General features: G+C 70.0%; 21 protein-coding genes and 4 pseudogenes. 15 read left to right on the forward strand and 10 right to left on the reverse strand.

Translation table 11 applies throughout. From position 1 onward, the window contains the following. Positions 1–85: 85 nt before the first annotated feature. Positions 86–913 (reverse strand): class I SAM-dependent methyltransferase, encoded by an 828-nt coding sequence (locus RWE79_RS37870; RefSeq protein ID WP_475945109.1) that lies wholly within the window; start codon positions 911–913, stop codon positions 86–88. A gap of 365 nt (positions 914–1,278) precedes the next feature. Between RWE79_RS37870 and RWE79_RS37875 the strand changes: the two genes are divergently transcribed. The 3 genes and pseudogenes from RWE79_RS37875 to RWE79_RS37885 all read left to right on the forward strand — a co-directional run bounded on the left by RWE79_RS37875 (position 1,279) and on the right by RWE79_RS37885 (position 5,155). Continuing rightward, on the forward strand, positions 1,279–2,085 hold the full coding sequence (locus RWE79_RS37875) for an alpha/beta fold hydrolase (protein ID WP_475945111.1): 807 nt from the start codon (positions 1,279–1,281) through the stop codon (positions 2,083–2,085). A 142-nt stretch (positions 2,086–2,227) separates the two neighbouring features. After that, positions 2,228–3,718 (forward strand): annotated as a pseudogene (locus RWE79_RS37880) (ISKra4 family transposase). A 390-nt stretch (positions 3,719–4,108) separates the two neighbouring features. Beyond that, complete coding sequence (locus tag RWE79_RS37885) at positions 4,109–5,155, forward strand: hypothetical protein (RefSeq protein ID WP_475945113.1); 1,047 nt, start codon at positions 4,109–4,111, stop codon at positions 5,153–5,155. A gap of 445 nt (positions 5,156–5,600) precedes the next feature. Here the strand turns inward: RWE79_RS37885 and RWE79_RS37890 are convergent. Together RWE79_RS37890 and RWE79_RS37895 are read right to left on the reverse strand one after the other, a co-directional pair. After that, positions 5,601–5,699 (reverse strand): annotated as a pseudogene (locus RWE79_RS37890) (IS5/IS1182 family transposase); the annotation flags it as partial. 304 nt (positions 5,700–6,003) lie between these two features. Then, the gene (locus RWE79_RS37895; protein ID WP_475945115.1) at positions 6,004–6,981 is read right to left on the reverse strand and encodes an NAD(P)/FAD-dependent oxidoreductase; all 978 of its coding nucleotides are present in this window, start codon (positions 6,979–6,981) and stop codon (positions 6,004–6,006) included. A gap of 257 nt (positions 6,982–7,238) precedes the next feature. Here RWE79_RS37895 and RWE79_RS37900 point away from each other — a divergent pair, with 257 nt between their 5' ends. Continuing rightward, a complete protein-coding gene (locus RWE79_RS37900; RefSeq protein ID WP_475946370.1) occupies positions 7,239–7,820 on the forward strand; it encodes a TetR family transcriptional regulator in 582 nt (193 codons plus the stop codon). 14 nt (positions 7,821–7,834) lie between these two features. Here the strand turns inward: RWE79_RS37900 and RWE79_RS37905 are convergent, their stop codons facing one another. Continuing rightward, the gene (locus tag RWE79_RS37905) at positions 7,835–8,854 is read right to left on the reverse strand and encodes an SMP-30/gluconolactonase/LRE family protein (protein WP_475945117.1); all 1,020 of its coding nucleotides are present in this window, start codon (positions 8,852–8,854) and stop codon (positions 7,835–7,837) included. A gap of 200 nt (positions 8,855–9,054) precedes the next feature. Between RWE79_RS37905 and RWE79_RS37910 the strand changes: the two genes are divergently transcribed. Further along, complete coding sequence (locus RWE79_RS37910; protein ID WP_475945119.1) at positions 9,055–10,869, forward strand: flavin-containing monooxygenase; 1,815 nt, start codon at positions 9,055–9,057, stop codon at positions 10,867–10,869. Between the two features lie 317 nt (positions 10,870–11,186). On the opposite strand, the gene RWE79_RS37915 is transcribed toward RWE79_RS37910, so the two are convergent. After that, positions 11,187–11,870, reverse strand: coding sequence for a response regulator transcription factor (locus RWE79_RS37915; RefSeq protein ID WP_475945121.1), 684 nt, complete (start codon positions 11,868–11,870; stop codon positions 11,187–11,189). Further along, positions 11,858–13,111: a sensor histidine kinase gene (locus RWE79_RS37920; RefSeq protein WP_475945123.1), complete on the reverse strand. Its 1,254-nt coding sequence runs from the start codon at positions 13,109–13,111 to the stop codon at positions 11,858–11,860. Before RWE79_RS37920 ends, RWE79_RS37915 begins: the two co-directional genes overlap by 13 nt. A gap of 166 nt (positions 13,112–13,277) precedes the next feature. Here RWE79_RS37920 and RWE79_RS37925 point away from each other — a divergent pair, with 166 nt between their 5' ends. The 5 genes and pseudogenes from RWE79_RS37925 to RWE79_RS37945 all read left to right on the forward strand — a co-directional run bounded on the left by RWE79_RS37925 (position 13,278) and on the right by RWE79_RS37945 (position 17,259). Then, entirely contained in the window at positions 13,278–14,006 is a 729-nt protein-coding gene (locus tag RWE79_RS37925; RefSeq protein WP_475945125.1) for a DUF4386 domain-containing protein, read from the forward strand. A gap of 376 nt (positions 14,007–14,382) precedes the next feature. Further along, positions 14,383–15,321 carry an NADP-dependent oxidoreductase gene (locus RWE79_RS37930; protein ID WP_475945127.1) on the forward strand — a complete coding sequence of 313 codons (939 nt, stop codon included), beginning with the start codon at positions 14,383–14,385 and terminating at the stop codon, positions 15,319–15,321. Between the two features lie 84 nt (positions 15,322–15,405). Next, complete coding sequence (locus RWE79_RS37935; RefSeq protein ID WP_475945129.1) at positions 15,406–15,906, forward strand: DinB family protein; 501 nt, start codon at positions 15,406–15,408, stop codon at positions 15,904–15,906. 152 nt (positions 15,907–16,058) lie between these two features. Beyond that, positions 16,059–16,463: pseudogene (locus tag RWE79_RS37940) on the forward strand (transposase); the annotation flags it as partial. Positions 16,464–16,926: 463 nt separating this feature from the next. Next, positions 16,927–17,259, forward strand: coding sequence for a hypothetical protein (locus RWE79_RS37945; RefSeq protein ID WP_475945131.1), 333 nt, complete (start codon positions 16,927–16,929; stop codon positions 17,257–17,259). Between the two features lie 58 nt (positions 17,260–17,317). On the opposite strand, the gene RWE79_RS37950 is transcribed toward RWE79_RS37945, so the two are convergent. Beyond that, positions 17,318–17,944 carry a TetR/AcrR family transcriptional regulator C-terminal domain-containing protein gene (locus tag RWE79_RS37950; RefSeq protein ID WP_475945133.1) on the reverse strand — a complete coding sequence of 209 codons (627 nt, stop codon included), beginning with the start codon at positions 17,942–17,944 and terminating at the stop codon, positions 17,318–17,320. A gap of 90 nt (positions 17,945–18,034) precedes the next feature. Here RWE79_RS37950 and RWE79_RS37955 point away from each other — a divergent pair, with 90 nt between their 5' ends. Next, a complete protein-coding gene (locus RWE79_RS37955; RefSeq protein WP_475945135.1) occupies positions 18,035–18,994 on the forward strand; it encodes a quinone oxidoreductase family protein in 960 nt (319 codons plus the stop codon). 503 nt (positions 18,995–19,497) lie between these two features. Here RWE79_RS37955 and RWE79_RS37960 read toward each other — a convergent pair. Continuing rightward, on the reverse strand, positions 19,498–19,995 hold the full coding sequence (locus RWE79_RS37960) for a GNAT family N-acetyltransferase (protein WP_475945137.1): 498 nt from the start codon (positions 19,993–19,995) through the stop codon (positions 19,498–19,500). 331 nt (positions 19,996–20,326) lie between these two features. On the opposite strand from RWE79_RS37960, the gene RWE79_RS37965 reads away from it, so the two are divergent. Both RWE79_RS37965 and RWE79_RS37970 read left to right on the forward strand, forming a co-directional pair. Further along, positions 20,327–21,055, forward strand: coding sequence for an SDR family oxidoreductase (locus RWE79_RS37965; protein ID WP_475945139.1), 729 nt, complete (start codon positions 20,327–20,329; stop codon positions 21,053–21,055). An 803-nt stretch (positions 21,056–21,858) separates the two neighbouring features. Continuing rightward, positions 21,859–23,187 carry an NAD(P)/FAD-dependent oxidoreductase gene (locus tag RWE79_RS37970; RefSeq protein WP_475946372.1) on the forward strand — a complete coding sequence of 443 codons (1,329 nt, stop codon included), beginning with the start codon at positions 21,859–21,861 and terminating at the stop codon, positions 23,185–23,187. Positions 23,188–23,301: 114 nt separating this feature from the next. On the opposite strand, the gene RWE79_RS37975 is transcribed toward RWE79_RS37970, so the two are convergent. After that, positions 23,302–23,493 carry a DUF6381 family protein gene (locus tag RWE79_RS37975; protein ID WP_475945141.1) on the reverse strand — a complete coding sequence of 64 codons (192 nt, stop codon included), beginning with the start codon at positions 23,491–23,493 and terminating at the stop codon, positions 23,302–23,304. A 229-nt stretch (positions 23,494–23,722) separates the two neighbouring features. On the opposite strand from RWE79_RS37975, the gene RWE79_RS37980 reads away from it, so the two are divergent. Further along, positions 23,723–24,160 (forward strand): hypothetical protein, encoded by a 438-nt coding sequence (locus tag RWE79_RS37980; protein ID WP_475945143.1) that lies wholly within the window; start codon positions 23,723–23,725, stop codon positions 24,158–24,160. A gap of 65 nt (positions 24,161–24,225) precedes the next feature. Here the strand turns inward: RWE79_RS37980 and RWE79_RS37985 are convergent. Beyond that, positions 24,226–24,441 (reverse strand): annotated as a pseudogene (locus RWE79_RS37985) (SARP family transcriptional regulator); the annotation flags it as partial. A gap of 260 nt (positions 24,442–24,701) precedes the next feature. Here RWE79_RS37985 and RWE79_RS37990 point away from each other — a divergent pair. Further along, positions 24,702–25,808 (forward strand): hypothetical protein, encoded by a 1,107-nt coding sequence (locus tag RWE79_RS37990; protein ID WP_475945145.1) that lies wholly within the window; start codon positions 24,702–24,704, stop codon positions 25,806–25,808. Positions 25,809–25,825 lie beyond the last annotated feature (17 nt).

The following is a 25,825-nucleotide window of genomic DNA, read 5'->3' on the forward strand; positions in this document are numbered from 1 at the left end:
GTCGCGTCGGGTGCCGGGAACTCCGCGGTCGCGAGCGCCCGAGTTGGCACTCTGAGCGTCACAACCGACGGGTCGGGGCGGGGCATCACGGGTCGTCGTCGGGTTTGCGTCCCCAGACGGAGAGCATGCCGGCCGACAGCGCGGCGCATTCGTCGGAGTCCAGGTACCGCAGCGCCGTGTCGACGGCTGTGCCGTCGACCAGGCCGGTGGCGAGCATCGCCGCTCTGCTCCGCTCCCAGGTGTCCGCCCAGAACCGGCTGATGGGACTGCCCGGCAGCAGCGGCGGCACATGGATCTCGGCGGCGACGGACACGAGCCCCGCCCCACGCAGCAGATGCGGGTAGGACGGTACCCAGGAGACATCGGTGCCGATGGTGGCCCGCAGTCCCTGCCACATGGCCCGCATCGCCGCGCTGTACGGCGTGCTCGGCATCCGGTCGCTCGTCAGGTCGATCGCGTCGCTGAGCACCAGCACACCGCCGGGCGTGACCAGTTCGGCCAGTGCTGTGATCAGGCGGTCATGCTCGGGCAGGTGCATGAGCACGAAACGCGCGTGGACGAGCCGGAACCGGCCGGGGGCGAAGTCCGGGGCAGTGATGTCGGCCTGCAGCACGTCGAGCCCGGGCACGGGCCGCGCGCTGAGGAAACGTACGTCGCGGTCGACGGCGAGCACACTCGCCACCCCGGCCTCGCCCAGCAGCCGGCGGGAGACCGTGCCCGTGCCGGCACCCACGTCGAGGCAGCGCCACCCCGGGCCCACCCCGAGTGCCCGCAGCCGTGCCATGGTGATGCCGTCGTAGGCGAGGGCGCCGAAGTCGATGCGCTCGCCCTCGCCCGCCCGTTCGGGACGGAAGACGGCCTCGCCGTAGCGGCCGCCGCCCGGCGCGTCGTCCCCGCTCGCAGCGGCGGTCACGTCGCGGTCGGAGTGGGGCCGAGGGCGTCGTCCTTGATCAGTTCCGGTGCCCGGTCGGCGGGGGACCGGAACAGCGGGTCGTCGAACAGTTTCATTGCCGGACCTCTTCACGCGGTGGGGCGCTGCCGGGGCGGCCCGTCCCGAAGCCGCCGCCCCACCGATCCTCCACCGGTGGCCGCCCGCAAGGGCGAGGCGCGCCGTGCCTGAGCCGATCGGACCCTGGTGTTCTGACCGCGATGGTTCACCGGTGGGCACGAAGAACAGGGACGAACCGTGCCTCGCCCTCGCCAACGACCGCTGTCGCCGGCACGGGCTGTCGGCAGCCTGTCGGTGCCATGTCGGCCGACGCGTACAAGCTTGTGCGCATGACTGAGCTTCTCGCATCATCTGATGATGTCCGCCCCATCACCGCTCTCGACGACGGAGCCGGGCCGAACCTGCTGGTGGTCCCCCCAGGTGGGGGAGACGCGACAACCTGGGACAGCGTCACCCGGCACCTGACCGACGACTTTCGCGTCGTCAGGATCCACCGACGGATCTACGCTCCCGGAGCAGACCTCGCACTACCCCACTCGATGGCTGTCGAGGCAGCCGACATCGTCGCCGTCGCGGAGCTTCTCGACTCCCCGGTGCTTCTCGTGGGGCATTCCTCGGGCGCCGTCGCCGCGCTGGAAGCCTCGTTGCTCGCCCCGTCGGCGTTCGCCGGACTGTTTCTCTACGAACCTCCCATGCCCACGACGGAGTTGCTCGCCGGGGCGGCGGGAGCACGTGCGCGTGCCGCGCTCGACGCGGGCGACCCGGTCGAGGCGATGCGTATCCACATGCGCGACATCGTCCGCATGCCTGCGAACACCGTCGACGCGATGTTCGCCGACCGGCGAGTGCAGGCGGCGTTCTCCGCCTACGCGACGGCACAGATCGCTGACGACGAGGCAATCGACGCGCTTGGCGTCGGTATCGATCGCTTCGCGAACCTCGAAACGCCGATGACCCTGATCGAGGGAGAACTCAGCCCCGCCCACCTGCGCCGGCGTCTGGCCAATCTGGCGGCAACCCTGCCGAACGCGCGGATCGTCACGCTCACCGGCCAGGGACACATCGCCCACCTCACCGCTCCCGACACACTGGCCGACGCCATCCGGGACATGGCGGAGCACGTTCTCCACGTATGAAGCATCCGGGATGGGTGTAGCTCTTCTGCGGTGAGATCGCCTGTCCGGTGAGGGGCTGGTCGGGTGCGGTGCCGTTGCCGGTGGCGGTGGCGGGGTGGATCGTTGTGTCCAAGGTTCGGACCTTGGGGGCGGCGATGGCGTCGTGGCCCAGGCCGCTTCTTTCTTCACTTGCCTGCTCCAAGAGTTCTCCGGCAACAGCGCGCTCGGCCTGGCCCACCACACGCTGGAGGAGATGGCCGCCACCGGTGGGCGGGAGGTGGCTCGGCTGCTCCTGCAGGGCTGCCTCGATCTGCGCGCCGAGCGGGAGGAGAAGGCGCCGGCCACTCTGGCTCCGACGGCGCGGACCCGGATCGGACGGGGCCGGGGGCGGCTGGAGCGCGGGCATCACCGGGCGCTGGCCACCGTGGTCGGAACGGTCCAGGTCACCCGGTGCGCGCTCCGTGCCCCGGGGCGTGTCGCTGTGCACCCGGCCGACGCGGCGCTGGCCCTGCCCCGTGAGCGGCACAGTATGGGACTGCGCCGCCTGGCCGTCCTGGAATCCGTACGCGGTTCCTACGACGCGGCCCTGGAGGGGATCGACCGGGTCTGCGGCACGCGATTGTGCGGAAAACGCCAGCTAGAACACCTCGTACGGCAGGCGGCCGTCGATGTCGTTTCCTTTTACGCCGTCCGCACCCCGGAGCCGGCGACAGCCTCGACGCTGCTGGTGATGAGCGTGGACGGCAAGGGCATCGTGATGCGCCTGGGCCATCTGCGGCCCGACACCGCCCGTGCCGCCGAGCGCGCCAAGCGCACCTTCCGCACCCGCCTGGCCAGCGGGGAGGAGGCGAACCGGAAGCGGATGGCGACCCTGGCCTGCGTCTACGACGCCGAACCCGCTGAGCGTCGCCTGCACGATGTGATCTCACCACCCGGCGGCCGGACCGGAGACCGTACGCCCCGCCCCGGCCCCAAGGCCACCGCGAAATGGCTGTGCGGCTCGGTCTCCGAAGACGCCGACGAGGTGGTCGCCCGCGCGTTCGACGAGGCGGAGTCCCGTGACCCCGCTCCCAGCGTGACTGGATTGTCCTGGTCGACGGCGCCCGCCACCAGCTGGAACTCCTCCAGACCGAGGCCGCCCGCCGCGGCATCGACATCCACATCGTTCTGGACTTCGTGCACGTCCTGGAGAAACTCTGGGCCGCCCGCTGCTTCCACACCGCCACCGACCCCGCCGCCGAGGACTGGGTTGCGGTCAAAGCCGCCCGTATCCTCACCGGCGCCGCTGCCACCACCGCCCGATCTGCGCGCCGAGGCCGACGAGAGGCACCTCACCGAAGACGAGCGGACCGCGGTCGACAAGGCCGCCGACTATCTGGACGGCTACCAGGACTTCCTCCTCTACGACCAAGCCCTGAGGGCCGGATGGCCGATCGGCAGTGGCGTCATCGAGGGAGCAGCCCGTCACCTCGTCGCCGACCGCCTCGACATCACCGGATCACGCTGGAGCGTCCCCGGCGCCGAAGCCCTCCTCCTGCTCCGGGCCGTCACCAGCAACCACGGCTTCGACGCCTACTGGCAACACCACCTCAACGCCGAACGTCAACGCGTCCACCCCCACGCTGACCAGCGCACTGTCCCGCTCACGGCATAGCCGATCTCACCGCAGAAGAGCTGCGCCCTTCCTGGTTGCAGCCGCACGCCCTCGGCGAGCCGGCGGGCGTCTCAACAGCGCGCGGTCCTGACGCGAGGGCGACTTGATCAGGCGGACACTGGCGGACTGACCGCACATCGAGACGGGTTGACCAGCAGCCGCCACTCCGCTGTGAGCTGCAACTTCCCAGCGTCACCCGGACTTTGAAACAGCCCCCTGCCCGTCGTCCCCAACGTGCGCACGTGGATACGGCTTGATATACTTGCTCAATCAAGGACTGGAAGCCGCCCTTCGCGAAAGGCGCGAGGCTAACCAGGCTCTGACGTTCGCCAGTGTTGCGACATCCCCTTCAACTGGGATCGTCGATGGCTGCCTACTGTGGGAGAAGAATTGACTTACAAGGTCGTCCAGTGGGGTGCCGGCGACAATGGGCAGGCCCTGATTCGCGCCGTGGCGCGGCATCGTGACCTCGAGCTGGTCGGTTGCAAGGTCTGGAGCCCGGCGAAGGACGGCGTGGACGCCGGCGTCATCGCGGGAATCGAGCCGGTGGGCGTGCTCGCGACAACCGATCGCGAGGAACTGCTCCGGATGGACGCGGACGTCGTCCTCTTCTGCACCCGCCTGCGCCCGGACGAGACGGACGCCAACGACCAGGACATCGTCGACCTTCTTCGGTCGGGCAAGAACGTGATCTCGGTTACGGGCCAGCACTCGATGCCTTCCGCGATACCCGGTTATGCCGGGAAGTTCGAGGAGGCGTGCCGCGAAGGCGGTTCGACCTTCACCGGCGCCGGCCTCAACCCGAACTTCATCGCCTCGCGGGTGGCCCCGACCGTCACGGGCCTGTGCGCGGACGTGGAGACGCTCCATATCGAGGAGACCTACTCCGTTGCCGGCGACTCGCCGGAAATCGTCTTCGGTGCGGTCAACTTCGGCGCGAAGCTTGAGGACTGGCACGAGGGCGCGCCCATCAAGCAGCAGCTCGAGCGCCTGTTCGTCCAGTTGATCCACAGCGTGGCCCACTCCCTCGACGTGGAACTGGAGAAGGTCGAGATGAAGACGGAGCTCACGCCCGCCCATCGCGACATTCAGATCGACGCCGGACTCATCGCTGAGGGCACCGTTGCGGCGGTCACGCTCAGCTTCGAGGGTATTCCGGTCGACTCCGACCAGATCCGGATCACCCAGCAGATTCGCTGGGCCGTGTCCGACGACATCCCGGGCATCCCGATCAGCTCGGGCTGGCGCGTCAAGGTCGGCGGCAAGCCTAATCTGGTGATGGATATGCGGACGGATCCCGCGGAGGACCGGACCTACCACCCGGAGACCATGGTCGGTTCCGCGATCCCGGTCATTCCCGAGGTGATCAACGCGGAGCCCGGCCTCCTGCTGCCGCGCGTCTACGGTGCGTACAAGCGTCGTTTCATCGGCGCCTGACCACTTCGGAGCCCGCGGACGAATCGCGCCGCAGGACGGGCGGCCCTGCCACCCCCACGGGTGGCGGGCCCGCGCGCACTCGGTCGACCGGCGCACAGCCGCGCGGCCGACGCTCACACACCCGGCGTCCGCGCAGGCGCCGGAGTGCCCCGGCTACCACGGCCGGGCCTCGCGGGCCAGTGAGTGGGCGGTTGATGTTGATTTTTGATGACCGTTTCAACCTGCCTTGCCGCATTTATCGCCTAACGTGCACGGCCTGAAATACCTGGAAGCTCCCTGCCCCCAAGGAGCCTCCACAGGTTGCCGACCGGGCGCGAGCAGAGGTGGACGCTGTTATCTCCGCTGGCCACAAGTGCAGGCACTCACGTTGATAAGGCGGCAGCCTTGACCAGGCCGTTCCCGCGCCACCTGCTGAAGAAGGCATAGACGCGGTCCCTTGCGGGAAAGTCCGCAGGACCGGAGCGCCCCGTACGAGCGGTTCAAGGCCCTGACCGTCGTGCATGTTCGCGCCCGAGATGCCGACTGGCAGAGGCAGACCGGTGCGTGCGTTCGGTGATTGAGTGAATCGTCGACCTGAATGTGCCGTGAGCAACAGAATCCGGGCTGTCACAAAGCCTGTGGACCACTCGTCAAAACGGCGGTGATCCGTGGCCCGACCGGGTCTCGGGGGTCTCGAAAGCACCGGCAGTTGGGAGAGCTTGAGGCTCGTGAGGAAGGATCTCGGCGCAGAAGGCGGCAGCCAGCCGTCGCTCGACCGGCACCGACATGCCGCGGGGCCGGGCTGTCAGCAGCATCCTGCCGGCAGCCCGGCCCCCGAGAGACCGTGGTCAGCACGGTGTTCGGTGTTGTCAGCTCAGGTAGGCGTTCTTGGCGGCCATGACCGCCTTGGCGCTGTTCCAGCCGACCACGCCGACCGCCTGTCCCTCCTTCTCGGCGACCATGACGAACTTCCGGGATTCCGCGGTGCCGTCGATCAGCCGGACATCCGCGTCTTCGGGGAGCGAGCCGAAGACCTGGATCCTGACGTCGTACTGGTCCGTCCAGAAGTACGGAACCGGCTGGTAGCTGTCCTGGGCGCCGGTGATGTCTCCCGCGACGAACATGGCCTGCTGCACGGCGCTGGTCCGGTTCTCCAGACGGGTACTGACGCCGGTCCGCCAGTCCGACCAGCGGGCCACGTCCCCGACGGCGTAGACGTCGGGTGCAGCGAGGCCGCGTTCGTCGCAGACAATGCCGTCGTCCAGCGTGAGGCCACTGCCGACGAGCCAGTCGGTCGCGGGGATCGAGCCGATGGTCACCACGACCGCATCGGCGGGAACGGTCTCGCCGCCCCCGACTCCTACGCCGGTGACCCGGCCGTTGTCATCGAGCAGGCCGGTGGTGCGGGTCTCCATGAGTAGCCGTACACCGTGCGCCGCGTGGAGCCCGGACAGCACCTGGCCGATGGCCGGCCCCGTCTGACGCCACATCGGAGTCGGATTCGGGTCGATCAAGGTGACGTTCAGGCCCATCTCCCGTGCTGTCGCGGCGACCTCGCACCCCAGCACTCCCGCACCGACGATCGCCGCATCGCGGGCCGCGAGCAACTGCGCGCGCAGCCCGGCGGAGTCCTCCAAGGTGCGCAGGACCGACACCCCTCGCAGGGAGCCGGTGTCGGGCAAGGTACGCGGCGTCAGGCCGATCGCCAGGACGAGCCGGCCGTAGTCGAGCTTCTGGCCGTCGTCGAGGACGACGGCGTGTGCCTCGACGTCCAAGTGCACGGCTCGGCAGCCCAGCAGGAATTCGGCGTCCAGCGCGTCCAGTTCCTGCTGGCCGCGCAGGCGCACCTGTACTCCTTTGGAGGGACTGGCTGAGCCGGGACTTTGCCAAGTCGATCGCGCGCGATGCAGATGGCCCTCGGGCAAACGCCGCAGAACGACCGGAGGGATCACCTGCGAGCTGCCGATCCGCAGGTCTGCGCAGGTGAGACCGTCCCTCCAAAAGAGCCACACCCAGCCGGGATGCCCCGTCGGCTGAAGCGCTCATCGCACTCCGACCGCACGAGCCCGCCGGTTCTGGGCCCGGCCGGTACGCTGCGGGGGTGATGCACCACCTCATGCCGGACAAACGGCGGCCCGCGAACGACGGGCCGAAGGCTGCCGCCCGTAACCGGGCCGCGCTGGTCACCGCCGCCCGAGAGGTCTACGCGGAGCACGGTCTGGACGCTCCGCTCTCCGCGATCGCACGGCGGGCCGGGGTCGGGCAGGGCGTTCTGTACCGGCATTTTCCCGACCGGGCCGCCGTGGCGACCGCGGTTCTGGAGGAGAACGTACGGCAGGTGGAGCGGGCGGCCACGGCCGAGGACGCGACCTTGGCCAGCGTCCTGGGCGTGATGACATGGCATCTCACGGAGTCGGCGGCTTTCATCGGCCTCCTGCACGCTGCCGAGGCAGGCAGTCCCTCCCATATCCGTGCGCACGCCCTGGCCCAGTCCGAGCGGGTCGAGCGTGGCCTGCGGGGACACCTGCCGGACGGTCATCGGCTGGGTGCCGACCTCATGCTCGCCGTTGCCATGGTCTCCGGTGCCGTCGCCGGCCCCACCCGTGAGGAGCGGGAACGCCGAGCGCTGGCCGCCTGGCGGCTGCTCGGTGTCGAGGTGGGGCCGGTGCGGCCCTTCGACGGGTGAGTGCGGGAGCGGGGTCAGCCGCCGTTGGACTGCCGGATTCCTTCGGCCAGCGCCTTGAAGGTGTACAGGTACCCGCCGGCGGGCCCGCTGACGGTCATGTACGCCGTGGTCCCGCCGGGCGTGATCGCCACGTTCGTCGCCGATTCGAGCCCTGTGGCGCCGGCGGGAACCTCGATGGTCGCCAGGCGCTCACCGTACTGGTCGTACACGACCATCGCGGGCCGGCCGTGCAGTGCCTGGTACAGGTTGCCGTCCGCGTCGACGGCGATCGAGTCGGTCTGGGCGATCCCGGCGTCGACGCGAATGGCGGTGTGCCGGGAAGCCACTCCTCCCGCTGCGTCGAGGCGTAGGTAGGAGATCTGGTTCTGGGTGAGTTCGCTGATCCACAGCCCGCGGTAGTCGGCGTCGAAGGAGATGCCGTTCGTCGCGGCCAGTTCCCCGGCCAGGACGGTGGCCTTCCCGCCGTCGCGGTCGATCCGCACCACCCGGCCGTGCGCCTCGCCCTCGGACAGGCCGCGCGAATCGCTGAGGTAGAGGTTGCCCTCCTGGTCGAAGGCGATGTCGTCGGGGTTCATCTGCGCTCCGTCGACCTTGCCGGAGAAGAAGGTCCGCGGATCGCTGCCGTCCGGGGCCAGGCTCACGACCTCGCCGTGGGCGTAGTCGGTCAGGTAGAGCCGGCCGTCGTACGGGCTGAACTGTGCCGAGGTGTAGGCCCCTCGGCTGTCGGTGTGGACCGCCCGCGACGTCTTCTTCACGACGTCGACGCGTAACACCTTCGGCTCGCCCGCGGGCGCGGTGACGTCGACGACGAACAGGGCGCCGCTCTTGTCGAAGGTCGGACCCTCCAGCAGGGTCATCCCGGTCTCCTCGTGCACGTGCGTCAGCTGCATGACCTTGTGCGCGCGGATGGTCCGGCCCGGGCCGGTGGAGGCGGCCCGGTCGCCGGGGTGACCTGTGTCCGTACCGCATCCGGTGAGGGCCAGCGTGCCGACGGCGGTGAGCACGGCAAGGGATCGGATCGCATGTCGTCGCATGGGGGGATCACTCTTCCTGTCCGCTGTGCGCGGGTGCCGCAGGCGGGAGGTTCGCTTGCGCCCGCCCGGGGCGCGGACCTCCTCCGGCCGAACGTCGCGGTACGCCGCACTCCAACCGGACACCGTTGTCCGGTAGTTGCTACCGTAGCGGACGGCCGCTCGCTACGGGGCGGTCCGACAGGCAGAATTGAGACCTCCATATGACGCCCCCTCAAGTGTCGCCCGCCGACGAGCTTGCCGCGCTGAAACAGCGATACCGCCTTGAGCGTGAGCGGCGGGTACGGCCTGACGGCGCCGGTCAATACCATTCCACCGACGCCCAGTTCGGCTACTACGCCGCTGATCCGTACGCCGGGGAGCCGACCGGGCGTGAGCCGCTGCACGACACCGTCGACGTCGCCGTGGTCGGTGGTGGATTCGGCGGCATCCTCGCCGGGGCGCGGATGCGGCAGCAGGGCGTGGAGCGCGTCCGGATCGTCGAGAAGGGCGGCGACTTCGGTGGCACCTGGTACTGGAACCGGTACCCGGGCATCCACTGCGACATCGAGTCGCACGTGTACCTGCCGATGCTCGACGAGACGGGATACGTGCCGGAGTGGAAGTACGCTCCCGGGGAGGAGATCCGCCGCCACGCGATGCGGGTCGCGCGGCAGTCGGACCTGTACTCGGACGCCCTGTTCTCCACCGCGGTCACCTCGCTGACCTGGGAGGAAGTATCCGGAACATGGATCGTGGCCACCGACCGGGGCGACGCGTTCCGGGCCACGTACGTCGTCACCGCCACCGGCACCCTCTCCGAGCCGAAGCTCCCCGGGATACCCGGCATCGAGGACTTCGAGGGCCATACCTTCCACACGTCGCGGTGGGACTACGCCTACACCGGCGGCACCCCGGACGGCGGCATGACCGGCCTCTCGCGGAAGCGGGTGGGCATCGTCGGCACCGGTGCCACCGGCGTCCAGGTCATCCCGATGCTGGCCGAGGACGCCGGACATGTCTACGTCTTCCAGCGCACCCCCTCCACCGTGGATGTGCGCGCCAACCGCCGTACCACCGCCCGGGACGTCGGCGCCGACCACAAGGGCTGGGCGCGCGAGCGACGCGAGAACTATCTCCGTATCGTCTCCGGTGAGACAGCCGAACGGGATCTCGTGGCGGACCGCTGGACCATGTCGGCAGGCCTCCTGGAGAAGCTCCTGCCGAGCTTCCGCCGGCAAGGTGACCGAGCAGCCTTCGAAGCCGCCTACGAGACCGCCGACGCCGCCAAGATGAACGAGCTGCGCGCCCGCGTCGAGCAGTCCGTCACCGACCCGGACACCGCGGAGAAACTCAAACCCTGGTACCGGTACGCCTGCAAGCGACCCACCTTCTCCGACACGTACTACCCGGCGTTCAACCGCGGCAACGTCACCCTGGTCGACACCGCGGACACCCACGGCATCGAGCGCATCACCGCACACGGCGTCGTGGTCGGCGACACCGCCTACGTACTCGACTGCCTGATCTTCGCCACGGGATTCTCCGTCGGGACCTCCGGCATCCTCTCCGGCAAGCTCCCCGTCCACGGCCGGGGCGGCACCCAACTGCTGCACGCGTGGGCGCGACAGGGCCCGCGCACCCTGCACGGCTTCACCAGCAACGGCTTCCCGAACCTGATCCTGATGGGGTCGCTCCACAACGCCAGCAGCGTCAACTTCACACACGTCCTGGACGAGCAGGCCGTCCACGCCGCCGCCCTCGTCGCGGCCGCCGAAGCCAGCGGCGCCCTCATCGAACCGTCCCGCGAGACGCAGGACGCCTGGCTCGCCGTCCTGGCCGAGGACGCCCCCGACCACGAGTGGTTCCACGCCGAGTGCACCCCCGGCTACTACAACCGCGAGGGCCGCGGCCGGCCGAACGGCCCGACCGCCTACCCCCACGGCGCACACGCCTTCCACATCCTCCTGGAGCGATGGCGCGAAGAGTCCATGGGCGAGGTCCTCCGGACCAGGTCTCCCGCTCGGATCGTCCTCTGACCTCCGCTCCCGGGCCCGGAGACGTCACGGTACCGGCGTGTGGGCCTCGGGGAGCGGCTCGCAGAGGACGCTCTGCGGGACGCGGACGACCACACCGCCGGGGTGCGGCCTCGATGGCGTTCGAGGTCGAGCCGTCTCATGCGCGCAGCGGCACGTTCCCGCCGACCTCCGGGCTCGCCGGCGCGCGCTCGGCGAGAAGCCGGCAGCCCTCCCGCAGCCCCGCCCACCGGGCCTGCACAGGCCTGCACAGGCCGGGACCGGCCGGGGTCCGCGTCAGGTCCGCGTCAGGGCCGCGGGCCGACCGGTCGGCCCGCGGCCTACCCGGGCGCGGACCCCGGCCCGGTCCCGGCGTCGTGTACGCACCGGGCGACCTGGACCCGATTGGTGACCTCCAGCTTGGCGAACACGCTGCCGACGTGCGTCTTGACGGTGGCCACGCCCATGTAGAGAGACCGGGCGATCTCGGTGTTGGTCAGCCCCTCGCTGACCGCGATCGCGACCTCCCGTTCACGGTCCGTCAGCCGGGCCAGGAGGGCGAGGGCCGCCCGCTGCCGCGAGTCGTCCGCCGACGCGGTGACGGCCGCGATGAGCCGGGTGGTGACGCCGGCGGACAAGCTCGGCTCGCCGCGGGCAACGCGCCGGACGGCGAGCACCAGCTCGGCCGGCGGGGTGTCCTTCAGCAGGAACCCCACGGCCCCGTGCCGCAGCGCCGTCAGCACCATGTCGTCGGTGTCGAACGTGGTCAGGATGACGATCCGGGCCCTGCTGCCCTGCTCGCGAAGCCGCCGGGTGGCGGCCAGCCCGTCCATCCGCGGCATCCGGATGTCCATCAGGACGACATCGGGCACCTCGCGCGCGACCAGCTCGACCGCCTGCTGCCCGTCGGCCGCCTCACCGGCCACCGCCAGGTCCGGGGCGCCGTCCAGGATCATCCGCAGCCCGGCCCGCACCAGCGGGTCGTCGTCGACGATGACCACCCGGACCGCACTCACTTCGGCCACGGCAGGCTCGTCCGGACCACGAACTCGCCGCCCTCCTCGACCCCGTACTCCAGCGTCCCGCCGGCCAGTTCGGCGCGCTCGCCCAGCCCCGCGAGGCCGACCCCCGCCGAGGGCAGCGGCACGCGGACCGGGGCCCCGGCCCGGTTGCGGACCTCGATGCCGAGCTGCGTCCCGGGCGCCCCGGCCAGCCGTACGCCGACCGGCTCGCCGGGGGCGTGCTTGCGGGCGTTGGTGAGGGCTTCCTGCACGACCCGGAACGACGTACGCGACAGCGTCTCGGGCAGCCCGGCCAGGTCCGGCCGGGCACCACCGGGCAGACCCGAGGTGTCGAGCCGGACGACCGAACCGGCCTCCCGGGCGTCGGCCAGCAGCGCCGGCAGCTCGGCCAGGGTCGGCTGGGACCGCCCGTCGCCGCCGCCCGGCCGGCCGTCCCGCAGCACCCCCAGCACCTGCCGCAGCTCGGTCAGCGCCAGCCGCGCATGGGTCTGGATGGTCTGGGCGGCGGCGGCCGTCTCGGTCCGGGTGAGGTCGTCGCGGTACGTCAGCGCCCCGGCGTGCAGCGCCACCAGGGAGATCCGGTGCGCCAGGTCGTCGTGCATCTCCCGGGCGATCCGGGTGCGCTCGGCCTCGCGGGCGGCCTGAGAGGTGAGGGCCTGCTCCCGCTCGGCGGTCAGCGCCCGCTCGTGCAGGGACGCCAGCAGCTCGCGGCGGGCCCCGACGTAGAACCCGGTGGCCACAGCGGCTACGAAGATCACCAGCAGCACCAGGACGTTCCCGGCGACGGCGTACGCGCCGCCGTCCACGGCAGGCGAGAGCCACGGGCGGTACAGGCCCTGGGACACGATCCCGCCGGCCGCCGCGAGGGCGCCCACCACGGCGACCCACCGCCACCGCCGCCGGGTCGCCATCGAGACGACGGCCAGCACCACCGCTCCCAGGCCGGCGACCGACACCGGCGCCGCGGCGACCGCCAGGCACGCGACGGCCAGCGGGTGGCGACGCCGGAAAGGCAGCAGGGCCAGCACCACCGCGCCGAGGAACAGGTCCAGGAACAGCGCCGCGCCGATGCGGTCCCGCTGCGCCTGCGTGAGCGTGCCGGACAGCAGCACGGCGGCGTGCACGATCCAGGCGGCTGCCCCGACGGCCACCGCGGCCAGGTAGCGCCGCGCCCGTGACCAGGCTCGGAGCGGCGGACGCACCTGCGCCGCCGGCAGCTTCGGCGGGGGTGGTGGTGTGGTCATGACCACAGCGTAGGCGGCCCCGGCGGCCGCGGACTCCCCCCGGCGGCCCGGCCGCCTCCACCCCAGGGTGGAGGCCCCTTCCGACCGGGAGGGGAGGTCTGCGGAGCGCGGGACCCGCACTGTGGTCCTCATTCGAAACGACCGCACAAGGAATGGGAGCAGGAAGATGACCGGGCACAGAAAGACGGCGATGATCACCGGGGTGCTGTTCATACTCGCGGCGATCACGTCCATCGTGGGCCTCCTTCAGTACGGGCCCGTACTCGACGATCCCCACTACGTCGTCGGCGGCTCGTCCCATCTGGCCCGGCTTGCGTCGGGAGCGTTGCTGGAGGTGGTCTGCGCCTTCTCGCTCATCGGCATCGCGGTCACCATGTACCCGGTCCTGCGGAAGCGCAGTGAAAGCATCGCCCTCGGTTACGTGTGCTTCCGGCTCCTCGAAGCCGCCATCATCGTGGTCGGCATTATCAGCCTCCTCTCAGTGGTGACGCTGCGTCAGGATCCTGCGACCGCTGAGGCATCCGATGCCTCCGCCTACCTGGTCGCGGGCAAGTCGCTGGTGGCGCAGCACGACTGGACGTTCCTCTTCGGGCCCAACCTCGCCCTGGGCCCGAGCACGCTGATGATGGGCCACTTCCTCTACACGTCGAAGCTCGTGCCGCGGACCATCGCGGTCCTGGGCCTCGTCGGGGGCCCGATGATCTTCGTCTCGGCCGTGCTGGTGATGTTCGGCGCGTACGACCAGATCTCGGCGTGGGGGACCGTCGCCGCCCTTCCGGTGTTCGCCTATGAGATGAGCCTGGCGGTGTGGCTGGTGGCCAAGGGCTTCCATGCGCCGGCGATCGCCTCGCTGTCCGCCGCCACCGGCGCTGAACCGGTCCGGGTGACGGTGTAGCGGCGCCCTGACCGTACTCGGAGCGGCGGCGGCAGTGGAGCCGGCGTCGCCACAGCTGCGACAAGTTCGTCAGGTCCGGCGCCGACCTGCTCTACCGGCGCCGACCTGCTCTACCGGCGCCGCAAGCGCGAGCAACGGCAGACGCCGGGCGAGCGCGCTCCAGACGTTGCCACCGCCTCGACTTCCCGCAGGACGCTCTCGCCCCGGACCTGCGCAGACCTGATATCACCGTTCGTCAAATACATCCGCGGGCCGGTGATCCCGGGAAGAAAGCTCCGTTCCTGAGCGGTTGAAGGCGATGGCACGGTCGGTGTGTGGCCATCCGGGGCGTGACCGTCCAAGGCTTGTCCCAACGCGGAAGAACGGTGATCACGCGATGAAGGCGGTGCGGTTCCACGAGTACGGCGGGATCGATGTACTGCGGGTGGAGGAGGTGGGGCGCCCGGCGCCCGGCCCTGGGCAGATGTTGGTCGAGGTCCGCGCGGCGGGGATCCAGCCCGGCGAGGTGATGATCCGCCAGGGCGCGCGGCACGGACGGTGGCCCGCGACGTTCCCCTCCGGGCAGGGCAGCGATCTGGCCGGCGTCGTGGTGGAGGTCGGTCCGCAGGCGCGCGGCTTCGCGGTGGGCGATGAGGTCCTGGGCTTCACTCACAACAGGGCGAGCCATGCGGAGTTCGTCGTGGTCGACGACGTGGACGTGGTCTCGCGTCCGGAGGGGCTGTCCTGGGAGGTGGCCGGGTCGTTGTACGTGGCCGGCACGACCGCGTACGCCACCGTGTTCGCGGTGGACCCCGGACCGGCCGAGACGGTCGTCGTGTCCGGTGCGGCGGGCGGCGTCGGGTCTCTTGCCGTGCAGCTCGCGCGGCGGCGCGGCGCCACGGTGATCGGGCTGGCGAGTGAGCGGAACCACGCCTGGTTGAAGGATCGCGGTGTCGTCCCGGTCGAGTACGGCGAGGACGTGGCGGAACGGATCCGGCAGGCTTCCGGCGGGAACGTCGACGCGTTCATCGACACGTTCGGCGACGGCTACGTGGAGCTGGCAGTGGAGTTGGGCGTGCGGCCCGAGCGGATCAACACGATCCGCGATTGGCAGGCCGCGGCCAGGGTCGGGGCGCGAACGTACGGAGAAGGCGCGGCGGCGTGCGCGGTCGTGCTCGGCGAGCTGGCCCGGCTTGCCGCGCGCGGGGAGCTGGAGGTGCCGATCGCCCGCACCTACCCGCTGGAGCGGGTGCAGGACGCGTTCCGCGAGCTGGAACGGGGGCACACCCACGGCAAGATCGTGCTTCGCCCCTTGTACTCCAGCTGTAGATCGTGATCTTCGTGCTGGATAGCTACGCAACAGCACCCGTTGGCGGCACCGGTCGGGGAGCTGTCCTCGTGATCCAGTAGCGTCCGGGACATGACAGCCAACCAGTTCTCGACCTCTACCGAGCGGGAAGCCCTCTGCGGCTTTCTCGACAAGCAGCGCGCCGATCTGCTTCGGAAGGTCGACGGTGTCTCTGACACGGATGCCCGCATGACTCCGACGGTGAGCTCGTTGTCCTTGATGGGCCTGCTCAAACACTCGGCCCTCTGGGAGCGCAGGTGGTTTCAGATCGTCGTTGCGGGACGGGCACTTCCCAATGAGTGGCCCGAAGCGGAGGTCCCGGACTGGAGGGACGAAGACTTTCGTGTCGACGAGCAGGACACGGTGCAGCACTGGACGGCCTTCTTCGAGGAGCAGGTGGCCATCTCACGGGAGATCGTCGCACACAGGTCACTGGAGGCTCCGTGCAGTCCACCCGCCCTGGCGGACCGGAACCTGCGCTGGGTCCTGCTCCACATGATCGAGGAGACCGCCCGGCACGCCGGTCATGCGGACATCATTCGTGAGAGCCTCGACGGCAGCCGCGGTATATAGCGCTCCGCCGCAAGCCCGACCTGGGGCAGGGGCCTGCTGACGACACGAGTACGGCCACCGTTGATCATCGGTGTGTGAAGACTGAAGATCATGCGGTGGCCGCAGGTCACAGTGTGGACCCGGCGCGATGGCAAGAGGCGTTCGAATGCCTGATGGGCCGGATCGCGGGCCGGTTCAAGCGGGTCGAGCCCCGGCGCCGGGTCCGGCGATTGGTACTCGGGCTCCTGTCGGACCTGCCGCGCAAGAACTGCTGGACGATCGCCGAGTGGGCAGGAGAGGCCACCCCGGATGCCATGCAGCACCTGCTCAGCCGGGCCAAGTGGGACGCCGACGCCGTCCGCAACGAAGTGCGCGGATACGTGGTGGAGTATCAGCGCGGGCACGCCGCAGTGGACCGGGAACTGTATCTTCCGCGTTCCTGGACCACCGCCCCGGACCGTTGCCGCGCCGCCGGACTCGGTGAGGAGACAGCCTTCGCCACCAAACCCGAGCTGGCCGCGTGCATGGTCGCCCGGTTCCTGGACGCCGGCCACCGGGCCGCGTGGGCGCGAGCCGAGCCTTTGAATACGCCCGGACCTGAGAGCCCTGTTGACAAGACGAGGCCGGCTCGCGCCCAGCAGCGTGGGCATCAATAAGACCAGGTGCAGAGCCGTCTGCATGGGCATCCGAGTGGTCCTGTTGGTGCGGGCGGGCCTGTCTGCAACCGGTCGACGTTGGCCTGGACCGTCTGCCACGGACCGTACTCCGACGGCAGATCCCGTCACGGACCACCGGTCCGCACCCGCCACCGGATCCCGTCGATCAGCCTCCGCCGGCCCAACGGCGGCCGACCCGACATCACAACCGGCAACAACGGCTCCAGTACCGACCGCTGCTCGTCGGAAAGATTCCCTCGCCCCATACCTAGATCATCACGAAGCGGGGCAAGGGGATCGAGCCACTTTCCAAAACACGGCCTGGCCAGGTCGTGTCTGACAAATGATCTCTGCGAAGCTGCGGTGTCGAGGCCGAAGGAGGGTCATGGGGATCGAGCTGGAACTGCACTCCGGGCGGCCCACGCGAAAAGGGTCACCCCGGGACACGTTGCTGCGAGGGTCCTATGAACACGGTGAAGCGTTGGCGCGGGCGCTGAGCACGCTCGACCGGTACAACTCGGGCAAGCTCGGCTGGGTGGACCCATACGGCGACACGCTGTTCAACGAGCAGGAAGCCCAAGTCGCCCGTCAGGAAGTCGCCGCCCTGTCACAGCGGTGTGCTGACGAGCAGCGGAAGGCGGCTCTGCTTGACCTTGCTGGTCTTCTTGAGGCATGTGCGGCAACGCCGGGCAGCTACTTGTGGTTCATGGGGGACTAGCCATGCCTGATCGCTGATCTTGCGGTGGGTCGGGGCGAGTTGACTGATGAACGATGGGTCAGGACGTCGGGTCAGGGTGCGCCGTGCCGCCTTCGACGATCATCTCCACGCACTCCCGGAACAGGTCATCGACAGTGCGGCCGGGTTGGAAGTATTCGGCGATGCCGGCCACCACGGTCGGGTGCTTCTCGGCGAATGTGGTCATGTCGAAGCCGTTCAGCGTGTCCCCGCCCGGGCGGGGGGCCTGCTCTTCGAGGACGTGGCCGACCGTGAACCGCTCGACGGTCAGGACGACCACGCGGGCCTGCCGCAACGGGACGCCGCGCTCCACCAGCGTGCTCATCGCGAGCTCGGAGATGGCGGCCATCTTGAGGGAGAAGTGGGAGGCCGAGATGACTCGGGCGCCGTCCGGGTGGGCGAGCAGCGCATGGCGCAGTTGATCGGCAAGGTTGATCAGCCAGGTCTGCCACCGCTCGTCCGGCTGAGGCGGCACCAACTCGGGGAAGTGCTGTTCGAGGATCGACTCGCCGATCGCGTTCACCAGGGCAGCCTTGTTCGGCAGATGCCAGTAGAGGGTCGGTTGCCGCACGCCGAGCCTCGCAGCCAGTTTGCGCAGTGTCACACCGTCAAGGCCGTCGGCATCCAGCAGTGCGACGGCCTCCCTGACGACCCGTTCTCGGTTCAACGCCAATTTCCTACCTCCCTCCGTACCCTATCAGTGATAGATTTTTCTCTATCGGTGATAGAGACTGCCCGTCTGACAAGGGGAGATTCAATGAAGGCAGCGGTGCTGCACGAGGTCGGTGGCGTTCCTCGCTACGAGGACTACCCGGATCCGGTTGCCGGTGAGGGCGAGGTGATCATCGACGTCAAGGCGGTCGCCGTCGAGAACGTCGACAAGCTGATCGCGGCCGGCAGGCACTACGCGAGCAAGGAGTTCATCGCGCGACTGCCGGCGATCCCCGCCTTCGACGGGATAGGCGCGCTGCCGGACGGCACCCTGGTCGGGTTCGGCAATCCCCGCCTGCCCTACGGGGCGCTTGCGGAGAGGACCGTGGTGGCCGCCAACTCGTTCGCGCCGATCGCCGAGGCCGTGGATCCGGCCGTCGCAACGGTGCTGGGCACGGCCGTCACCGGCATGTCCATCAAGACCGCGGCCGGCTTCGTTCCCGGTGAGACGGTACTCGTCCAGGGGGCCACGGGGGTCGCCGGGAGGCTCGCGGTGAAGGTGGCCCGGCTGCTCGGCGCCGGGCGGATCGTGGCGACCGGCCGCGACGACGAGCAGCTTCGCGAGGTAAGGGCCATCGGTGCCGACGCCGTGATCAACACCGCAGTCTCCGACGAAGCGCTGGCGCAGGCGTTCACCGACGCCAAGGGGGACGGCTACGACGTCGTCGTGGACTATCTGTGGGGCCGTCCCACCGAGATCCTGCTGCGCTCGCTGGTCCCGGAGACGTTCGCGTTCCCGAAGCCCACCCGCGTGATCCAGATCGGGGAGTCCGCCGGGGCGGCCCTCACCCTCGCCGCGGACGGCCTGCGCACCTCGGGGGTGGAGATCTACGGCGCGGCCAAGGGACTCGGCCCGGAGGCCATGGGCGAGATGTACCGGCAAATCGTGCAGTGGGCACAGTCCGGCGAGCTCACATTCGACCTGGAGGAAGTCCCACTGAGCGACATCGAGACCGTCTGGCAGCGGACCGATCTCCGGGGCAAGCGGCTCGTCATAGTGCCGTAACCCGCGGGCAGGACGGCGACCGTGCCGCGGTGTCGCTGTGCAAGTGAGGACGTGCCGAAACCCGGTCGCGCGGCTCACCGACTGCGAACAGACATCGCTCCGTAGGCCAAGGGCAGGGCGTGGGTCGCGGCGCTCACCGTCCGATTTGCGGATGACCGGGACGACTGTTTCCTCCAGCGATCCGCGCCATGACCCGATTGTGCCGCGTCGATCCGCCGGGAGCCCCTTTGCGGCGGGGACTCGACGCGCGCAGGCGGCACCGGAGCGAGTGCTGCCGACGGCCTGACACGCACGAGGCGACGGCCCGTAGCTGCGGGGTGCTGGATTCGTCCGGTCGATCGCGTCGGTCACCTGCCGGTGCTTGCGCCCACCGGCCGCCGCGGCGCGGCGACCGGTCAAGGAGCAACGGCTCGATCCATGCCCAACGGGCATCCGTCAATGGCACATCCACGCAACGGTCAGACGATCTTCGAAGACATGATCCGGGTACCGCCCCGGATGTGTCATGAGGTGCGTGGCAGGGCGAGCCAGTCCTGCCAGGTGATGTCGCGGCCCAGGTAACGGGGCTGCCGGAAGGGCCAGTCGGCGGCGATCCACTGAGGCACCAGCGCGTCGAGCGCGCGTTCCACCTCGCCGCCGACGAGGTCGTCCACCACCCACCAGGAGACCTCTCCGTCGGAGCCGGTGCGCTCGGGCGGGTCGACGTAGACGCAACCGAGGATCGCCGTCTCCTCCTCGTTCAGCAGCGCGTAGTTGAACGACTGGTGCGCGGCTATCTCCTGTTCGTGCCGCAGCAGGTCGGCACGGTCCTCTTCATAGGTCATCGTCTCCTTGGGCCAGGCCCAGGCAGGGCCGAAGATCTCCCACAAGCGTTCTCGGGAGGCCATCACGGCCGGGTAGTCGAGCGCGGTGTCCGCCTCCCGGATCGGCCGCAGGTGAACCGCGGTGTCGGGCACGGGCACGTACACGGGGTGGACGAAGTCGTCAGGCAGCCAACTCATAAGGTCCGACGCTACAGCCCATCGGCACGGGATGATCCAGGCTGCGCTGCGCGGGCGCCACGCCGGGCGACCCCCGGGGTCGACACCATGAGGCAGCCCAACTGCCCCTGACGTCCGCGCCATCGGGAGGGACGTCGCTTGCCGCGCCTGACGGCGTAACCGGGGAGGCCGGGCGTCACGGCCGGCAATGGCCTGAGCGGTGTCCCCCTCAAGAGGGCACGGAACCCTCCCAGCGCAGCCGCCCTCAATCGATCAAGGCGCCGTGCCCTGCCGCACCCGCATAGTGTCGCATATGAGATATTCCGGACACAATCTCGGCGAAAGGCGTGTCATGAAGATCGCAGTCATCGGCGGTACCGGGCTGATCGGGTCGCAGGTCGTCAAGAATCTGAACGCCGCAGGACACGAGGCGGTACCGCACTCGAAGTCCACCGGAGTCGACGTCATCAGCGGTCGGGGACTGGACGAGGCGTTGGCGGGAGCCGACGTCGTCGTCAACCTGACGAACTCCCCGACCTTCGACGAAGCCTCCCCGGCCTTCTTCCAGACCTCGATGGACAACCTCTCGGCCGCAGCCCAAAAGGGCGGCGTCGGCCACTTCGTCATCCTCTCGATCGTCGGCGCGGACCAGGTGCCGGGGCTGGACTACTACCGGGCCAAGGTGCTCCAGGAGAACCTCCTCGCGGCCGGGCCGATCCCCTACTCGGTCGTCCGGGCGACGCAGTTCATGGAGTTCATGGACGCCGTCCTGTCCTGGTCCACCGACGGCGACACCGTCCGGTTGCCCGCCACGCCGATCCAGCCGATCGCCTCCAAGGACGTGGCGGGCGCGGTGGCGGAGGTCGCCGCGGGCGCCCCGCTGAACGGCATGCGCAACATCGCCGGCCCCGAGATCTTCTCCCTGGACGAGCTGGGCCGGATCACCCTGTCCCGCAAGGGCGACAGCCGTACCGTCGTCACCGACCCCACCGCCGGCATGTTCGCCGCAGTCAAGGGCGACGTCCTCACCGACAAGGGCGCCCACCTCGCCCCCACTCGGTATACCGACTGGCTCTCCTGACCCGCCCACGCCCGCGCAGGCGCGTGGACCGCGGAGAGCCGTCCTGACCCGTCGCGGTGAGCGGTGGGGGAGAGTGGCCCGGGCCCCTCGCGGGCACCGGGCCCGCTCCCCGCCCCGCGGGCTGTGGCTCGTGGGCGAGGGGGAGCGTTGCGGCCTGGGCCATGCCGAGCTCGGGGACCGGCACGCCGGATGGCCCCGGCCGTCGTCACCTCGGCAGTCAACTGCTTGTACTCAGCGAGCGCTTCGTACCGCTCACCGGACCGGAACCCCTCCCGGGGCAGCCGGAGCAGCATCCGGGTGGTGATCACGCGTGACTGCGGGAGCGGCGACGTGGGCAGGTGGGAAGGTGGGAAGGTGCTGGACCTGATGCGGCCGCTCGTCGGCAGGGTTTCCCTTTTCCGGCGAGCGGAGATATCCACGTTTGCTCCGATCGCCGTGGGTGCGCACGAACCGATAACAGAGCGGACCAGTGATGTGCGACATGATCATCGGCATGCGGTACGCCGTGCCGCCGGTCGGTGCCGCGCGATTCAGGCCACGCCAGACGCGTGCCCGACACCGCCTCCCTTTGCCATCATCAGCTGGCCCGCGGCCTGCCGCAAGCCACCTCTCGCGCATCGGCGCGGCAATTGCGCGCCCCCAGGACGGAGACGTGAACACTGGCAGGGCGTGCCCGGGAGAGAGAGCCCGAGCGGCGCCGGCCGTCCGGGGCCGCGATCTCCCCGCGGGTCCGCACGACATGCGCCATGAGGCAACCGTGGGGACCATGGAGGTATATTCCCGACTGGTACAGGAGATCAGGGATGGGACGTCCTGCGCACGTCCTGGTCGTCGGAGGCGGCTTTGCCGGAATCGAGTGCCTTCGCCGACTTGAGCGCGCGCTCGGACCGTCCGAAGCGCGTCTGACTCTGGTCTCTCCACACGATTACCAGCTCTATCTCCCTCTCCTCCCGCATGTCGCGGCCGGCCTGCTGACGCCGCAGTCCGTCGCTGTCTCTGTGCGACGCCGGCTGCGCCGTACCGAGTACGTGCCCGGCTTCGCCGTCGGTATCGCACCCGGCCGGAAGACGGTCTGCGTGAGGGGTCCTGACGGTAGCGAAATGGACGTCGGCTACGACTACCTGGTCCTGGCAGCCGGGAGTACCACCCGGTTGCTCGACATCCCGGGCCTGAGTGAGCACGCGTTCGGTATGAAGACTCTCGCTCAGGCCGCCTATCTGCGTGATCACGTCATTCACCAGCTCGACCGTGCCGCTGCCGCCACGGACGAGGCGGAACGGGCCCGGCGGCTGTGCTTCATCGTCGTCGGCGGCGGATACGCCGGCGTGGAGACAGCGGCCTCCCTCCAGATCCTCAGCCATGCCGCCGCGAAGCGCTTTCCCCGTCTGGACCCCTCACTCCTGTGCTGGCACCTGATCGACCTCGCCCCCGGGCTCCTGCCGGAGATCGGCGACCGCCTGGGTGCCAGGGCCATGGATACGCTTCGCGGACGCGGCATCGAGATCTCGCTGAAGACCTCTGTCAGCCGGCTGACCGCCACGTCGGCCCACCTCACCGACGGCCGCGTCCTCCCTACGGAAACGGTCGTCTGGACTGCCGGAGTGGCGGCCAGCCCCCTCGTCGGCACCCTTGATGCGGAACTGCTTCGCGGTCGGCTGCGGACCGATGCTGACATGACCGTCCTCGGTGTGCCTGACGCCTTCGCCGTCGGTGACGCCGCGGCTGTCCCCGATCTGGCCGTGGGTGGCGCTGCCGTCACCCCGCCCACCGCCCAGCACTCACAGCGTCAGGGCAAAGCCGTGGCGCACAACATCGTTGCCCGGCTGAGGGGTACACCGCTGAAGCCCTACTATCACCGAGACCTGGGACTCGTCGTCGACCTGGGATGCGGCAACGCTGTGTCCAGGCCTCTGGGAATCGAACTGACCGGGCGCCCGGCGCAACTGGTCGCCCGCGGCTACCACGCACTCGTGCTGCCCACTCTCACCGCTCGCACTCGCGTACTGGCGAACTGGGGGCTCAATCTCGCCACGGGAGACGACTTCGTCAGCACCGACTTCCAGGAGGGCCGCCCCGCGACTCTGCCCTCCTTCGAGCACATCGACCTCTATCAGGACGCAACAGCATCCTGAGGTCTCCCTGACGAACACCGAAGGAGACTGCGCCGCCCCGCGACCGGCCGCGAGTGCCCGCGCGTGCCCGCGAGCGCCCGCGAGCGTCGAACACGACCGCTCGCCGCTACCCCGTTATTCCGTGGGGTAGATGTCCCCGGCCGCCATCATGCTCTCCTGTTCGCTGTCGAACTCCAGCTGCCGGGCCTTCCGCTCGAGCCGCCCGCGCTCTTCAGGATCGCCGGTCCGCTCGGCTCTCGCTTGTGATGCGGCGGCTTCTTCACGCATCTGTTGGAGGCGGCGTCGCAATTCGCCTGTCTCATTCATGATCCAGCCTCGATCTATGCGCCGAGAGGTGTCACTCCCAGCGAAACAGGCTCGGCGACCGGGCGCCACCCGGCAGCGCCGCGCCAGGTGGCATCCCCGCAGACGACTGGCTGCCCGGTGCGAGGGCGGCCAGGCCGATGACGGCCTTGGCCCGGCCCTGCGGACAGCTTCTGCCGGCCCACCTGGTTACCTTCCTGGCCAGGGCGTCCGCGCGGAACTACCGGCCCTGGTGGTGGTCAGCGGTGACTTCACCGCCGACGGGCGCACGGACCTGGCGCTCACCGGCACATCCGGGTGGGCCGGCATCCCCGTCACGCTGTCGAACGGCTGCCCGGATCGTCCGACCGTCCGGCCGGGGACGTTCAGGCAGGTGGGCGTCGGCGACATCCCGCAGTTCCCAAGGTCGGCGCGGCCGCCGTTTACGCAGCTCGCCGACATCCTCGGCGCCAAGGACATCCGCGGCTTCATGGCCCGCGGCGCGGGCAGCGAGATTCCGGGAACCCGCCGGAACTCTGTGGTCGCTCGCGGCGCCGGCCTCGGCCCGGACCGGGCCCGACGGCATCCTCCTCATCGCCGACCGGCCGGAGGCGATCCGCGGATCCTGGCCCCGCTGCCGGTGGCGGTTCTCTACGGCGTCGGCCCCCGGCAGGGCGCCTCGCTCACCTGATTCGGGCCACGCCCCCGGCCACCGTGCGGCGCATCCCGGGCGGCCGCGCCTGGCGGACCCTGCATGCATGCCTCCGCCTCAGCCAGGTAGCGCGCCACCGGACCCAGGGTCAGCATTCCGCTGACGGCGCCGGCGTGTTCGGCACGGGCATCGCGCAGGGCAGCCTCGGCGCGTGCGGCGATTCCGCGCTCGCCGAGGCGTACGGCGGCGCGGGCGGTCAGGCACCACAGCGCCTCCTGCATGTGGTCACGCGGCGGTTCGGGCACCGCGGCGAGGGCGGCTCCGCGGCACCGGCGCCGCCGACGTCCTCAAGCCGCTGTGCAAGGTGATCGGCGCGGCCTTCGACAACGGCCTGGCGGCCCGCCGCTACGGCGCCCTCCGGAGACCGCCGCGCCCTGCACGGCACTGTTCTCCGGCTCAACTGCTGTGGAAATGCACACCGAGTGATGGATGACCGTCCTTCAGGCCCCTGCCCGAAAAAACTGATTGGCCGGCCGCTGCCGAACTGCGACACTGCCTCTGTTTCCCAGGCGGAGGACATTTGTTCGTTTTCGTGTGTGCGGGTTGCGGCGCCGAGCTGACCACCCCGCTGTCCCAGGTCACCCTGCCAGTCCACGCCCATCAGCAGTACGGGAACGGCATTCAACTCCCGGTGCTCATGGAACTGGGCACGTTCGCCGTGGACCCGGAGCCTTGGGGACCACCGTGGCGGACGTGGGAGGAGATCCATCCGGACGAGGCGGCCGTCCGCGGTGTCTACGCGCCGGTCCACGCGCTGTCCGACGGGGCGCCCGGCGCGATCGTCATGGCACCCGGCGACGCCCGCGGCACTGTGCTGATCCCGGAGAAAGGCGGCGGTTCCTGCTGCGGCCTCGACGGGGCCGACGGCCCCAACATGGCCTGCGAGGCGTGCGGCCTGCCCGTGGCGAGCCGGATCGACGACTGCTCGCTCTGGCAGGCGGTGTGGCTCGCCCCGGACGCCGTGCGCCGCCTCCCCGTCGACGGCGCCGACGCCGCACCGCTCTCCTGGGCGGAGCTGCTGGCGGAGGGGAAGGGCACGTCCCCGTTCGAGCCGATAGCCACGTGGGGGTCGCGGCCGGGGCCGAGCCGTTGGTGGTCGTGGAGCCCGCAGTGGGAGGCTGCGGCCGGCCGGGCTCTCGCCCACCTGCTGGCGGCCTCGAAGGGCCGGCCGGTGACGGTCCCGCACGGCCTGATTGAGGAAGTGTTCCAACGCGCCCTCGACGCCATGCTGCCCGCCGGTCCACCGGTGCGGCGCGCCGTCATAGCCGGGCCGGGACGGCCCGGCTATGACGCGGACGCGGACATCTTCCTCGTGCCGGCCCATCCTCAGACGGGGGAGGCCTGGACCCCGGCCGGCCCGGCCGCCTCGGCGTACACGGTGCCGCTGCCGTTCGGGGTGTGGATGTGGCTGGCCTTCCCCGAGCCGTACCTGCCCGTCCCCGCGTCGGGCGGCATGCCCAACGGTGTCCTCCGCGACGACCCGCCCCCGCCGCGTCCCCGTCACCTGTTCCGGGCCGACCCGCGAGCGTTCCAGCACGCCCTGGTCCGGTTGCCGGCCGTCCGCAGCCCGTGGCTGCGCGAGATCCACGAGAACCTCATGCAGCACATACAGGCCGGCCTCTTCTAGAGATCTTCAATGGCTGA

The sequence above is a fragment of the Streptomyces sp. RLA131 genome (genome assembly GCF_056270125.1).

Bases quoted from the DNA above. Each gene is read 5' to 3' on its own strand.
- RWE79_RS37875 (WP_475945111.1), top strand. From the start codon at position 1,279: ATGACTGAGCTTCTCGCATCATCTGATGATGTCCGCCCCATCACCGCT.
- RWE79_RS37900 (WP_475946370.1), top strand. From the start codon at position 7,239: ATGCACCACCTCATGCCGGACAAACGGCGGCCCGCGAACGACGGGCCG.
- RWE79_RS37905 (WP_475945117.1), bottom strand. From the start codon at position 8,854: ATGCGACGACATGCGATCCGATCCCTTGCCGTGCTCACCGCCGTCGGC.
- RWE79_RS37910 (WP_475945119.1), top strand. From the start codon at position 9,055: ATGACGCCCCCTCAAGTGTCGCCCGCCGACGAGCTTGCCGCGCTGAAA.
- RWE79_RS37920 (WP_475945123.1), bottom strand. From the start codon at position 13,111: ATGACCACACCACCACCCCCGCCGAAGCTGCCGGCGGCGCAGGTGCGT.
- RWE79_RS37925 (WP_475945125.1), top strand. From the start codon at position 13,278: ATGACCGGGCACAGAAAGACGGCGATGATCACCGGGGTGCTGTTCATA.
- RWE79_RS37930 (WP_475945127.1), top strand. From the start codon at position 14,383: ATGAAGGCGGTGCGGTTCCACGAGTACGGCGGGATCGATGTACTGCGG.
- RWE79_RS37935 (WP_475945129.1), top strand. From the start codon at position 15,406: ATGACAGCCAACCAGTTCTCGACCTCTACCGAGCGGGAAGCCCTCTGC.
- RWE79_RS37945 (WP_475945131.1), top strand. From the start codon at position 16,927: ATGGGGATCGAGCTGGAACTGCACTCCGGGCGGCCCACGCGAAAAGGG.
- RWE79_RS37955 (WP_475945135.1), top strand. From the start codon at position 18,035: ATGAAGGCAGCGGTGCTGCACGAGGTCGGTGGCGTTCCTCGCTACGAG.
- RWE79_RS37960 (WP_475945137.1), bottom strand. From the start codon at position 19,995: ATGAGTTGGCTGCCTGACGACTTCGTCCACCCCGTGTACGTGCCCGTG.
- RWE79_RS37965 (WP_475945139.1), top strand. From the start codon at position 20,327: ATGAAGATCGCAGTCATCGGCGGTACCGGGCTGATCGGGTCGCAGGTC.
- RWE79_RS37970 (WP_475946372.1), top strand. From the start codon at position 21,859: ATGGGACGTCCTGCGCACGTCCTGGTCGTCGGAGGCGGCTTTGCCGGA.
- RWE79_RS37975 (WP_475945141.1), bottom strand. From the start codon at position 23,493: ATGAATGAGACAGGCGAATTGCGACGCCGCCTCCAACAGATGCGTGAA.